8 protein-coding genes and 1 pseudogene are annotated in these 12,779 nt (G+C 66.1%); 7 read left to right on the forward strand and 2 right to left on the reverse strand.

Annotated elements, in window-relative coordinates; genetic code table 11:
- Positions 1-356 precede the first annotated feature (356 nt).
- Together POL67_RS16565 and POL67_RS16570 are read left to right on the forward strand one after the other, a co-directional pair.
- Positions 357-815: a nuclear transport factor 2 family protein gene (locus POL67_RS16565; RefSeq protein ID WP_271918330.1), complete on the forward strand. Its 459-nt coding sequence runs from the start codon at positions 357-359 to the stop codon at positions 813-815.
- 474 nt (positions 816-1,289) lie between these two features.
- On the forward strand, positions 1,290-2,243 hold the full coding sequence (locus POL67_RS16570) for a type 1 glutamine amidotransferase family protein (protein WP_271918331.1): 954 nt from the start codon (positions 1,290-1,292) through the stop codon (positions 2,241-2,243).
- 1,175 nt (positions 2,244-3,418) lie between these two features.
- Here the strand turns inward: POL67_RS16570 and POL67_RS16575 are convergent.
- Positions 3,419-4,270, reverse strand: a complete 852-nt coding sequence (locus POL67_RS16575) for a hypothetical protein (protein WP_271918332.1) — start codon at positions 4,268-4,270, stop codon at positions 3,419-3,421.
- A gap of 308 nt (positions 4,271-4,578) precedes the next feature.
- Positions 4,579-5,760: pseudogene (locus POL67_RS54225) on the reverse strand (cytochrome P450); the annotation flags it as partial.
- An 86-nt stretch (positions 5,761-5,846) separates the two neighbouring features.
- Between POL67_RS54225 and POL67_RS16585 the strand changes: the two are divergent.
- From POL67_RS16585 to POL67_RS16605, 5 genes are all read left to right on the forward strand, one after another.
- Entirely contained in the window at positions 5,847-7,235 is a 1,389-nt protein-coding gene (locus tag POL67_RS16585) for a hypothetical protein (RefSeq protein ID WP_271918334.1), read from the forward strand.
- Between the two features lie 104 nt (positions 7,236-7,339).
- On the forward strand, positions 7,340-8,596 hold the full coding sequence (locus POL67_RS16590) for a ligand-binding sensor domain-containing protein (RefSeq protein WP_271918335.1): 1,257 nt from the start codon (positions 7,340-7,342) through the stop codon (positions 8,594-8,596).
- A 44-nt stretch (positions 8,597-8,640) separates the two neighbouring features.
- On the forward strand, positions 8,641-9,756 hold the full coding sequence (locus POL67_RS16595) for an FG-GAP repeat domain-containing protein (protein WP_271918336.1): 1,116 nt from the start codon (positions 8,641-8,643) through the stop codon (positions 9,754-9,756).
- Positions 9,757-9,877: 121 nt separating this feature from the next.
- Positions 9,878-11,137: a hypothetical protein gene (locus tag POL67_RS16600; RefSeq protein ID WP_271918337.1), complete on the forward strand. Its 1,260-nt coding sequence runs from the start codon at positions 9,878-9,880 to the stop codon at positions 11,135-11,137.
- Between the two features lie 86 nt (positions 11,138-11,223).
- Complete coding sequence (locus POL67_RS16605; protein ID WP_271918338.1) at positions 11,224-12,675, forward strand: pyridoxal phosphate-dependent decarboxylase family protein; 1,452 nt, start codon at positions 11,224-11,226, stop codon at positions 12,673-12,675.
- Positions 12,676-12,779: the final 104 nt, after the last annotated feature.

The raw sequence follows: 12,779 nt of genomic DNA on the forward strand, positions 1-12,779 counted from the left end.
GCGGTGCCCTTTTTGGCCCCCGAACGGCCCCCGAACGTTGAAGGGCGAGGGTTTCACACCGCTGAATATTCGTCAACGCCGAGTTGAACCGAAGTTTCGTGTTCGGGCGGCCCATGGAAGACAACGACGCCGGGGTCGCAAAGAATGCCGCGGTGCGCCACTTCGGTGAAACGGGAATCTAGGTCAAACAATGTCCGGACTGCGGAATTCCTATTTCGCGTGCGCCATGGACGGTGCTATCCTATCGATATCTCGCGCGCGTTGACCCTGTTGTGAATGGTGCATGACCGCGCGGGTTGTCATGCGCGTCGGCGCCTGCGGGATTGGTGTCAACATTCGATGTCATGAGGTGACCCATGTCCGGAAAAGCTCAGATCAGGCAAAAGCTCGAGATTCACGACCTCGTCGCCAGGTTCGCTGATCTCGTGAACCGCAAGGCGATGAATGAAATGCACCACCTCTTCACGCCGGATGCGGTGCTCGACATCACCGGCTTCCAGCACATCGTCGGTCGCGCCAACATCATCACGTTCCTGACCGACATCCTGAGCCTTTGGAGCGGTATCGTGCAGGCGGTCCACTCCGGCACCGTCGAGCTCGTGCCGGATACGCACCCCCAGCGGGCCACGGGGCGCTGGTACCTGACCGAATTCGGCGTGAAGGAGAGCGTCGACACCTATGTGGGCGGCGTCTACAGCGATGACTACGTGCGGACGGCGAGCGGATTCCGGTTCACCCGGCGTCGGTTCGATCTTCTTTACATGCGCGCCGGGACGACCGTCACGGCCCAGCCGTTTCCCTCCGACCTGCCCTGAAGCGCCTGGCGAGCGCCGCCATCGAGCCCTTGCGTCGCGTCATGTCGAGCGCGTTGGGCGCGGATACACGAGGGGACGCGAATTGCCTCTCGTGACGAAGCGTCGCGTGGCCAGGGAGCTCCCCCCACCATAGACAATCTGCATGAACGAACCCCCGGAAAAATCCGGGGGTTCGTTCTGTGCGTCGATCCATCGTAGAATACTGCCCGACGCTCCGCAGCGCCGAACCGTCGAAACGGGGATCACCGAAGCAGGCGCATGGGGAGTGTCCTCGGGTCGCGATCCGAGAGATTGTCATCGCCGAGGAGGCAAGGGCCGGAGCCGGGCTCCCAGCGGGAGATCTCGAGCAGGGCCGGGGGTCGTCGCGCAGGCGCTGGAGCTCGGCGGGGTGCCGGAGCAGGGTCCAGATGGGTTTCGCGATCTGGTTCATTCGTCCTGATTGACATGCCGGTCGATGCCGTCGACGATCGCCGCATGATGAAGCGTATCTTGTGCATGGGGTTGTTTATCGTGGGGCTCGTCCACTGCTCGGGGGGCGAAAACGGGGCGACGACCAGCCCCGGGGGGCAAGGGGGCGGTGCGGGGGGATCGAGCTCGAGCGCGGGCGGGAACGGAGGCATGAACGCGGGCGGCGGCGGCGCGGGAGGCGAAGGAGGCATCGTCTTCCCGAGCGGCTCCGGGGGCGGGTCGTGCACGCCGGTGAGCGCGGTCGAGACGGTGTGCGACGGCAAGGACGACGATTGCAACGGCCGTGTCGATGACGTGGATGTGGGGAAGGATGGGATCTGCGATTGCTTGCGGCTCGGCATCGTCGGCAGCCCGGGGAGTAAGCCCTCCTCGAACTTCCAGGCCTGGCTCGCGGCACGAGGCACGAGCGTGGAGCGGACGCACCAGACGCCCGCGGAGGTCTTCGACGCTGCGTTCCTCGATAAGTACGACGTCATCATCTTCGATCGGCTGGCTCGAACGTACACGGCCGAGGAAGCGAACGCCCTCACGGCGTGGGTGGAGATGCGGGGTGGGTTCGTCTCGATGACGGGATATACCGACGCGGCACCTGATTTCTACACGAACACGCTGCTCGCCCCGTTCGGGCTCGAGTACCAGCCCGGTCTGCACTCCGAGCCAGTGACGATGTTCGCGGCGCATCCGGTGACCGCGGGGCTCTCGTCGGTGACGTTCCAAGGCGGGTACCTGGTCAAGGACCTCGGCGGGAGCAGCGGCACGAGCGCGGCGATCGGGAGCATCTCGGCCGGGCCCGTGGCATTCGCGCACGAGCGGGGCAAGGGCCGGGCCGTGGTGTGGGGCGACGAGTGGATCGAGTACGACAGCGAATGGCAATCGCTGCCCGAGATCGAGCAGCTATGGGTCAACATTCTCGCGTGGATCGGACCTCAGGATAGCTGTCAGGTGACGGTGCCGAAATGACGAATGGCTCGTCACCCGCCAGGCTGTAGGTACAGTCGATCTCGGCTGCGTCAGCACCTGTGGCGTCTGCGCAAGCCGAGCGCGAGGGCGGCGATCGCGGGGAGCGCGAGGGCCGGGGAGGGGTTCGCGTCGGGGCCGGTCGAGATGCGCATAAGCCCGTGGAGATGGCCTCGCCGTCGGGGGCGGCCGGCGCGCCCCCCTGGCGCGACCTCGTCACGCGACGAGCGGCGTGGCTTGTCGCGTGATCGGCGCGTGTTACGCCGCACGATCATGTTCATGTTCACACCTTCGAGCCGCTCGACCGCCTGCGCGACGTGGTCGGCGCCTCGCGGTTCGCGTTTGGCTTCCGAGGTTCAGGAAGGCTGCGTAGCGGCGGAGGTCGAAGAGTACAGCCTTCGAAGTCGGAGGGAGGAGACTTCGATCACGGGCTCGCCGCCTTCGAAGTCGGAGGGAGGAGACTTCGATCACGGGCTCGCCGCCTTCGAAGTCGGAGGGAGGGGACTTCGATCACGGGCTCGCCGCCTTCGAAGTCGGAGGGAGGGGACTTCGATCACGGGCTCGCCGCCTTCGAAGTCGGAGGGAGGGGACTTCGATCACGGGCTCGCCGCCTTCGAAGTCGGAGGGAGGGGACTTCGATCACGGGCTCGCCGCCTTCGAAGTCGGAGGGAGGGGACTTCGATCACGGGCTCGCCGCCTTCGAAGTCGGAGGGAGGGGACTTCGATCACGGGCTCGCCGCCTTCGAAGTCGGAGGGAGGGGACTTCGATCACGGGCTCGCCGCCTTCGATATCAAAGACGCCAGGCTCGATCACGAAGGGGGGCGGCCTCGTCGACGAACGCACCGAGGTTGCCAGCGAGGTCCGTTGCTTCGTCTACGTTGTCGCGGATAGGTATTTGTCTTTACGTGTCCGCGAGTACGTTCCAGGCTCGCACGGGAGACCGGGCTCGCAAGGTGACGGGCAAGCGCCTGTCACGAGATGACACCCTGGCGCATCACCCAGGGAGCCCGTGGAGTTCAAAGCCGAGATCGAGCAAGCCGAGGGGCTCGGCCGCATCCTCCCTGTCGTGGACGATGCCTCGGCGACCTCCCCGACGGGCTCCGGGTTCTCCACGTGGTGAGGATAGAACCCAGGTGCGCGAGAGCTTGGTGCTCGGTTGAATGGCCTACGCCATCAATCAGCGCGTCTTGGATTTCGCGGTCGCCTTCTTTGCAGGCGCCTTCTTTGCGGTCGCCTTCTTTGCAGGCGCCTTCTTTGCGGGCGCCTTCTTCGCGGGCGCCTTCTTGGCCGCGGGCTTCTTGGTTGCCAGGAGCGTGCGGAAGCAGTCGGCCAGTTTTTGGTGCCGAGGCAAAAGGGACTTGCGCCAATCGAGCTTCGTCGTTGCGGCGGTGCCTGCCTCGAGCGACGCGATTTCACGATCGATTTGCTCGAACGCTTGCGTCAACACCTCGATCGGCAGGCCGCGAAGGCTCTCGTTCAGGCCACCATTCCCCGTGATCGCGTCCCAGAGTTGTTGCACGGCTTCATCGGCGACGCTTGCACGCCGGTCGGCCCACGCCTCGAGCAGGAGCGAGAACCGCCCCGCTTCGCCGGCCGCGTCGGCGCCCTGGTAACGCTCGGCTTTGCCCGCGCGGAAAGCCTCGTACGCCGCGATGGCTTCCTCCGGCACGGGCACTGCGGGGTTGAATGTCCACGCCGGCGGGTACGGTCCACGCAAGGACAGGTGCTTCACCGCGGCGACCGCGAGCCGCTCGTCCTCCCCTCGAAGAAAAGCGGCGACGGCGTCGAGCCAGCGCTCCTTCGCCTCGAGCACCTTCGCGAACACCTCGGTTTCGGCCTTGGCGTGGTGAAGGGGGCCGAAGGGCTCGGGCTCGTTCCGGACCTGCTTCGGTTTCCGGCTCGTCTGGACCGTGTCCGCCTGCCAGAGCGTCCCGGGCGGGGCGTGTTCGAGGAACGCCGCGAGGCGGCCGCACATTTTGTCGACCGTCTCGACATCGTACCTCGTGAGCCCGTTCGCAGAGCGGGACATAGGATCGAGCATGGGCAGGTGTTCCGCGAAGAAAGAGCCCTCGACGACGCGAACAGGGTTGATTCCTCGCCCGCAGAAACCACAGACCGGATCGAGCAGGGTGCGGTCTGGCGTGACACGAGCGCCGTTGTGTTCATGGTCGGCGGCGACGAGTGTAGGCAGAATTTTCGGCATGCTCCCCTATAAGGCAGAGCCCGTCCGTTTGTCACGTCGTAGAACGCTCTGCACTCGAGGAATACGCAGGCCAACGAGGGACCCGCCGGGTAGAGCCGCAGCACCTCCTTGATCACCTGCAGCGTGTACGGGAGCTGCCGCAGCTCGTTCGCGGTCGGCATCCGTCCGCCGAGCACGCGATCGAGCTCCTCGTGCAGGCGCTCGGTCACGTTCGGGTTCGTCGCGAGCGCGTACCAAGCAAACGTCACGGTGCGCGCGGTGGTCTCGTGCCCCGCGAAGAACGTGGTCATCGACTCGTCGCGTAGCAAACTCTCCGACATCGCCTGGCCGGTCTCGTCATCGCGCGCCTTCATCAGCCGCGAAAGGAGGTCATCGGGCCACTGCGCCTCGTCGGTGCCGCGTCGCTGCACGATGAGCGCGCGGATCGAGCGATGCACCATCTCCCGCGCCGCGAGGTACTTGCGATTTTTCGAGGTGGGCAGCCACATGGGGAGCGTCGGACCCGCCATCGGGTCGTTGACGAACGAGAGCATCGTCTCCACCGCGTCCTTCATCTGGTGGATCGACTCCATCGTCTCCGTGCTGAACATCGCCTTCAGAATGATGGAGGCGGTGACATTGGTCATCTCCTCGGCGATCTCCACCTCGGTGCCCTTGCTGGCGAGCGCCTCCCAGCGCTCCAAGAGGCGTGCGCCATCGCGAATCATCAGCTCCGCGTACGCCTGGACGCCCTTCGGTGTGTAGAAAGGCGCCATCAATTTGCGCTGCCGACGCCAGAGATCCCCGTTGCTCGCGACGATGCCGTTGCCGATCAGGTACTTTCGCACCGCGTCGTAGCTGCCGAGTTTTTCGTACTTCTGCCGATGGCTGACGCTGATGCGCTCCACCGCGTCAGGGTGCATCGCGAAGACCAGCGTGCGCCGACCGATGCGCACCTGGAACACGTCCCCGTGCTGGCGCCACTGCCTCCCCACGAAATCGAGGAATCCGAGGGTTCGAACGCCGTTGAGGAACTGCAGTAGATGGGGGCCGGGGGCTTGCATGCTCAGGCCCTCCCACAGGCCGCCACGCCCAACGTGCGTGCGGAGAAGAGAGGAACGACGGCACAAGCGGCGGCAACGGGCCTCAGCGCATTCGGCCTCATACGGGAATCTGCTCGGGGTGAATTGGTTCAGCGGAGGGCGGGATCGACGGATCCTCACAAGAGTACCCGGCCGGGGAACACCGTCAAGATTGCCGGGAGCTCGAATCACGGATTCTGCGCCGAATCGCTCTTCCCAGGGAAACCGCAACGGCGCGAAAGACGATGCGTACATGGGCCCCGTGCGCGCGCGTGGCGAGGGCGCGTGCCTTGCAATGGCCCACGTGCCCGCGCCGCCGTGGGCATGGGGGGGACAGGAGCATGCGGGGGGGACTGCGCATCCTGACGTTTGCTGCGGGCGCCCTGGGGGGCGTCGGCTGCGGGGAGGGCGTCCTCGACACCGGAATGGCGGTCCACGGCAATGCCCTCCTGCCGACTGCGGGCCGCGGCGAGGTCGTCTGGGCCCGCGCCTTCGGGGATCCTGCTGCATACACGCACGGGAGCGCGGTGGCCGTAGGGCCCGCAGATGAGATCGTGATCGCTGGGGATGCGGGAGGGACCCTCGATCTCGGCCTCGGGCCCATTGTATCGCCCACGGGCGAGGGGCGGCTCTTCGTCGCCGGCCTCGATCCGCAGGGGCGAACCCGGTTCGGCGTACGTTTCGACAACGCGCTGATCGAGGGCCCCAAGGGCATGGCCGTGGGTGCCGGGGGCCACGTCTTCGTCGGCGGCAGGCTGCTCGGCACGACCGATTTCGGCGCGGGCCCCCTCGGCTCCAGCGGCGACGCGTTCGTCCTCGCGCTCACGCCCGACGGAAAGACCGCATGGGCGCGCACCTTTTCGGCCACGCTGAGGGCTTCGGTGACGAGCCTCGCCGTCGATCCCCGGGGCAATGTCGTCCTTGCCGGCGTTTTCCGCGGCACCATGGTGCTCGGCACGAACGCATTTTCCGGCGCGGGGAACATATTTCTCGCCCGCCTCGATCCGCAGGGAAACATCACCTGGAGCAAGGGTCTTCCCGGCATGAACCCGCAATACGTGCGCGCTGTTGCCGTGGACCGGGAGGGGCACGTGGTGATCGCGGGCTCCTTTTACGATAGCATCGATCTCGGCGACGGCCGGCGCGAGAGCGCCGGGGACACGGACGTGTTCGTCGCGAAATTCACCGAAGCGGGCACGCTCCTCCATGGCCTTCGTTTTGGCGGATCGCGGCACGATACGGCTCCCGACCTCGCCCTCGACGTCGAAGGAAACGCATTCCTGGCCGGCCTCTTTCGTGGTGAGCTCGATCTCCGCGACGCACCCCTCTCCGCGACCGAGCCCTCCCTGTATCTCGCGAAGCTCGATCCCCAGGGACGCACGCTCTTCGCGCGTGGCTTCCAGGGCTCGACCCATCGCCCATTGCTTGCAGTCGACGCGAGCGGGGAGCTGCGGCTCGGGGGCGGCTTCCGGGGCACGCTGCACCTCGGGGACGTTCCGCTCGAAGCATCGGGCGACGACGTTTTTCTCGCCAAGCTCACGTCGGACGGCACCGTCCTCTGGCGCCACGGGTATGGCGACGACGAGTTCCAGGCGGCGAGCAGCCTCGCCGTGGACCCGCAAGGCAATACCCTCGTGATCGGCAGCTTCCGGGGGACGCTCGATTTCGGGGGCGAGCCGCTCGTCGGCCAGGAGCCGTCCGACGCATTCATCACCAAGCTCTCTCCGTGACGGAGGATGCCATGCAGCGCTTTGCACCCGCCATGATCATCGGATGTGCCGCAGTCTCCCTGGGAAGCTGCTCGGAGGGCGAGCCTGGGACGGTGGAGGCTCCCATGACCTCGGTCGTTTGTCCGGAAGACGGTCCGGTCACGGGCGCGGAGGTGTTTACGCGCAGCTTCGTCGTGGATACGATCCTGCGTGACATCGGGCTCGGCGTGGGAGTGGACGCGGCGGGCAACACCCTTGTGGCGGGCACCTTCCGCAATACCGTCGATCTAGGCGGTGGCCCCCTCGTCGCGGCCGGCGGCCACGACCTGTTCGTTGCCAAGCTCGATCCCGCGGGCGCGACCGTCTGGAGCGTGCGTTTTGGCAGCCAGGAGGACGAGCGATTCGCCGCCCTCGCGGTGGACGAGGCGGGAGGCATCTGGCTCGTGGGCAGCCATGGTCTCTGGGGGAGTGGGTTTGACGTGATAGCGCTGGATTCCACGGGCAAGCAGCGCTTTTCCCGCACCTATGGCGGCGGCGACTATCAGGTCGTGAACGCGGCGGCGGTCGACCGGGAAGGCTCCCTCCTCCTCGTCGGACATTACGAGGGGCGAGATCTCGACCTCGGCCTCGGTCGGCTGGGCGTGTACGGGGAGGGATTTCTCGCGAAGATCGGCCGCGCGGGGAACACCGTTTTTGCTCGGCCGATCTCGGGATCGAGCGACAATGATCTGAGGGACGTCGCGGCCGCGCCGGACGGCGACGTCGTTCTCGCGGGGTCGATGCGGTCCGTGCTCTCGCTCGACGGAATCGAAGGTGCGGGCGCAGGGGCTACGGACGCCTTCGCGGCGCGGTTCGATGCGCGCGGGCAGCCGCGCTGGATCCGTCGGTTTGGCGGTCCTGAATTCGACGAGGGACACGCGGTGGCCGTCGATGGGTTGGGGAATACATGGCTCACGGGGGGATTCGAGCAGATCGCTGATCTCGGTGCCGGCCCCATCGCCGCCCGGAATGGCTTCGAGCACTTCGTGGTCGTGCTCGATCCCGCCGGCCGTCCCTTGCGCCATCGCCTCGGCTTGCCTCGACGAATCGCGGCCGACGGCGCCGGCAATGTGGTCCTCGCAGGGGAATTCGATGGCACCCTCGAGGGCTTCGGCGACACGCTGACGAGCGGGGGCGGCACGGACGCCTATCTCGTGAAGCTCGGCCAAACGGGGGAGGTGCGCTGGTCCAAGCGTGTCGGTGGCGCCAAATCGGAGACCGTGCGTGATCTCGCAGTGAATTGCCGGGGCAGGATTGCGCTCGTGGGCTCGCGCGTGGATCCCACGACTTTGCACGAATTCGAGGGGCCCATCGAGATGTTTGTTATGGCGCTTGCGCCCTGAGCCTTCTTCGATGGGGATCCCTGGGAACCAAAAGGATTCGGGTCATGCATGCCTCCCTGCTCGCGCTCTCGTTTTCCCTCGTTCCGATTTATACCATTTCTCCCGAGCCCCTGTCGGTTCGTGGCATGCAGCTCGGGGACATCGACGGAGACGGGGAGCTCGACGTGGTGCTCGCCCACGGGGGCAACCCGCCGCTCTATGGGGTCAGCGTGCTGCTGAACCGAGGATCGGGCGCCTTGTCGCAGCCGCGGTCGTACCGGATCTCCGACAATAGCGGTACGGGTCTGCGGATCGCCGATTTCAATGAGGATCATCGCCTCGACCTCGTGGTGATGACCCGCGGGGCGGACGGAATGAGGTCGGTCGACGTGCTGCTCGGTCAGGGGGAGGAGGGCTTCGGAGCGCCGCGAGTCGTGGCACCCAACGAGAAGGTGAACGGGGTCGAAGTGGGGGATTGGAACGCGGACGGGCATCGGGACATCGTCGTGGGAAGCAGCTCCGTCGAGGGGGATGCTCCGCTCGTGCTCCTGTTCGGTCGCGGGGATGGCACCTTTGCGCCGCCCGTCGAGCACCGGGGCGAGTATACCCTCAGGAATCTCGCTGCGGGGGACATGAACGGCGACGGCACGGTCGATATCGTGGCCGAAATGTACGAGGCGCCGGGCGAGGGGGTCGCGACGTGGAGCGTGGCCGTGTTTCTCAACGACGGTACCGGGCGACTCGCTGCGCCGCCGCTGAAACATCCAGTCGCCTGGAAGTATTGGAAGGACCTCGAGTTGCTCGACGCCAATCGCGACGGGCGCCTCGACGTGGCCCTGATTCCGGCCTACGAAAATGAGGTTGCCGTGCTGCGCGGCGAAGGAGATGGCAAGCTCGGCGAGGTCACCCGTCATGCGACCGGTCGTGGTCCGGTGTCTCTGGCCGTCGGCGATGTCGATCGGGACGGTTTTCCCGATCTGGTCACGGCCAACGCAGAGGACAAGACGCTCTCCGTGATTCTCCTGGGTGCCCCCGGCAGCCCGCCCAAGCACTGGGAGCTTCCGCTGGGGGATACGCCTGCTGCCGTGGCGCTCGGGAACATGGATGGGAATGCCGGACTGGAAATCGTGAGCGCGGGCGAAATGGGGCGCATCACGGTCGTCGGACTCCGCGAACCCTGACCGAACCCGCCCCACGCTTGCCGCGTGGTGGGCTACCTGAAGCGCTCGCGCCGCCTCAATGGATCCATCGGGGCACTTGGAGGGGCGGACGATGCGATGGCTACCCTGGGGGATTCTATGCTTGGCGGTCCATCCGGCTGCGGTCCCCCCTTGCCCCACCGACCTCCCCGGCTGGCGCGACTGGCACAAACGAATGACCGATACCTTCTTTGCCAGCAATCTCCGTGACGAGATCCTCCTCGAGATCGGCGCGCAGCTACGCCGCTGCAATCTGCAACTCGAGGCGGTTCCGGCCGCCAAGAAATGCATGAGGAACTTCTCGAGCTTCTTCGAAGCGGTGACGCGGGAGAAGTTGACCACCGGCCACCTGCTCGGCGCTTCGATTCCGGACGAGAAGTACTTCTCCGAGATGCCGTACCCCGAGATGTTGGAACTCCCGGAAGCCCTGAAGGACCAGCAATTTCTCCGATGGCTCGACACCAACGACGACGAATCCCTGGCGAGCGCGCTGAGATACATCGACCAGATCAACGAGACGGTTCTCGAACCGCCATTCGAATGGGTCGCTTTCATCTACGAATCACAGCATTTGCCCACGCCCGACGGAACGGGCGCGCTCGGTCGGTTCTTCATCTACGTTCCGCGCCAAGACTTCGACCAGCACATCCAGTTCGGGCTCCAGCACGATCCTGCCCGCGAGTTGCCCAAGGGCGTCTCGGTCGTGGCCGTCCAGAAGACGGAGGCGGGAACGGGCGAGGCGCTGAGGAGGCCACGCGCGAGAATGAAGGACTTCTGGCGGAAACGCGACGGCGAACGGATCGAGATCAGCACGCGATTGAAGGAAACCGGGCTCGCCGAGAACTGTTACGCCTGTCATAAGCAGGCCACCCTTCCCATCACCCCCGACCCCCTGAAGTTCGACCAGGAGCGCTTCGGAGCGGCGTTGAACACGATCAACAAGAGAATGGCGAGCTACGGCGCCATCGATCTCGACGGATTCACGCGAGCGGCCTACGGGCCGCCGATGGGGCCCCGCACCTCTCCGCTGCGAACACCGGAATTTCTCGCGGATTGCTCCGCCGGGCTGGTCAAACCGGAGCGGCTCGCGCGGCTCGGAGAAGCCATGCAATGCGCCACGTGCCACGATGGGGACCGGCGGGGGGAGCTGAATTATCCGAGCGGGATCCGGATGCAACCCAAGGGCGGGACGCTGATGAGCTGGTACGTCGTGAATCACCAGAAGATGCCGTTGGGCGTGACCGACCTCTCCCTCTTCGAACGTAAAGCCCTGGTGATGTGCTTGAATGCCGAGTACTATCGGGGGCAGGGCGATCAGCCCGGGCTCCTCGAGTCGTGGATGCGCCAGGAGGCGTGCTGGTGAGCGTTCGCACGCGTTAGCTCCCCGTGCTCGCTCGTTTCCCCGAGACCTGCGCTCCGTTTGCCGCCGTTCTGGGTTAGAAGGGGCCCATGCCTCGCCCCTTCAGACACCCGGCGCCGCTCGAGATCGGAGGCGACGAGCTCCGCGACCTCGTCTCCGCCTGCATGGATCGGCTCGCGCCGTGGCTCGATGGGCTGAAAGAGCAGCCCGCCCATTCGCTCGACGGCAGCCACAAGGTCGCCCGCGCCTTCGACGAGCCCATGCCCGAGCGCGGCGTGCCCTTCCGGCGCGTGCTCGCGAGGCTCTTCGATCGCGCCCTTCCGGTCAGCTTGAATGCGGCTTCGCCGGGGTATCTCGGGTACATTCCCGGCGGCGGCCTGCCGAGCACGGCGCTCGCGGATCTCATCGCCGACATCACCAATCGTTATACGGGCCTCTGGATGCCTGCGCCCGGATTGGTGCAGCTCGAGATCAGCGTGATTCGCTGGTTCTGCTCGCTCGCGGGATATGGTCCTTCCGCGGGGGGCTGGCTTTGTTCAGGGGGGTCGATCGCGAACCTCGCCGCCGTCGTGGCGGCCCGCGAGGCGAAGCTCGGGGAGGCGTTCGACGGGGGCGTCCTTTATACCTCGGAAGGAGGGCATCACTCGATCTCGAAGGCTGCACGCGTCGCCGGTTTTCCGCGGCGGAACACGCGTGTCTTGCCCGTGGACGAATCGTTCCGGTTGCGGCGCGACGCCCTTGCCAGGGCCGTCGCGGAGGATCGGGCCGCGGGACGCCGGCCTTTCCTGGTCGTCGCGCAGGCCGGCTCCACGCCGGTGGGCGCGGTGGATGATCTCGCCGCATTGGCCGATTTCTGTGCGGCGGAGGGGTTATGGCTCCACGTGGATGCGGCGTACGGCGGGTTTTTCCTCCTCACCGAGCGCGGGCGGGCCGCGCTCGCAGGGATCGAGCGGGCGGACTCCATCGCGCTCGATCCGCACAAGGGGCTCTTTTTGCCCTATGGAACCGGCTGTCTGCTCGTGAAGGAGCTCGCGACCTTGCGTGCTGCCTTTGCCGAGACGGCCGCGTATCTGCCGCCTTCGCAGGAGGACGAAGACCACTGGAATTTCGCCGACCTCGGCCTCGAATTGAGCCGTCCGGCCCGCGGTCTTCGTATCTGGTTGCCGCTCTGGCTCCACGGCGCGTCGGCATTTCGCGACGCGCTGAACGAGAAGCTCGATCTCGCGCGAAGCGCGGCGGCGCGGGTAGGGGCCCTGCCCGGCGTGCGTATCGTGGCCGAGCCCGCGTTGTCCTTGTTCGCGTTTCGCGTCGAGCCGCCGGGCATGAAAGCCGCGGAGCTCGACGCGTTCAATCGGCGCGTGCTCGCCCGCGTCAATCAGCGAAAGCGCCTGATGTTGACGGGGACGACCTTGCGTGATCCTGCTCTTGGAGAGGAGGTCTTCGTCCTCCGTGTCTGCGTGCTTTGCTTCCGTACCCACGAGGATCGAATCGACATGTTGTTCGAGGATCTCTCGGAGGCCATCGCGGACCCGCGGGGATAAGGAGGCAGCTTCCTCCGTCCCAGCGCGCTTCGTGGATCCGCGCCACCACAAACCACAACCGAGGTCGGCGCCTCGCAAGGTCCGCTCGCGCCAAACGTGGGCGA

Source organism: Polyangium mundeleinium, assembly GCF_028369105.1.
Lineage (GTDB): Bacteria > Myxococcota_A > Polyangia > Polyangiales > Polyangiaceae > Polyangium > Polyangium mundeleinium.

Bases quoted from the DNA above. Each gene is read 5' to 3' on its own strand.
- POL67_RS16605 (WP_271918338.1), top strand. From the start codon at position 11,224: ATGCCTCGCCCCTTCAGACACCCGGCGCCGCTCGAGATCGGAGGCGAC.
- POL67_RS16595 (WP_271918336.1), top strand. From the start codon at position 8,641: ATGCATGCCTCCCTGCTCGCGCTCTCGTTTTCCCTCGTTCCGATTTAT.
- POL67_RS16575 (WP_271918332.1), bottom strand. From the start codon at position 4,270: ATGTCCCGCTCTGCGAACGGGCTCACGAGGTACGATGTCGAGACGGTC.
- POL67_RS16565 (WP_271918330.1), top strand. From the start codon at position 357: ATGTCCGGAAAAGCTCAGATCAGGCAAAAGCTCGAGATTCACGACCTC.
- POL67_RS16570 (WP_271918331.1), top strand. From the start codon at position 1,290: ATGATGAAGCGTATCTTGTGCATGGGGTTGTTTATCGTGGGGCTCGTC.
- POL67_RS16590 (WP_271918335.1), top strand. From the start codon at position 7,340: ATGACCTCGGTCGTTTGTCCGGAAGACGGTCCGGTCACGGGCGCGGAG.
- POL67_RS16585 (WP_271918334.1), top strand. From the start codon at position 5,847: ATGCGGGGGGGACTGCGCATCCTGACGTTTGCTGCGGGCGCCCTGGGG.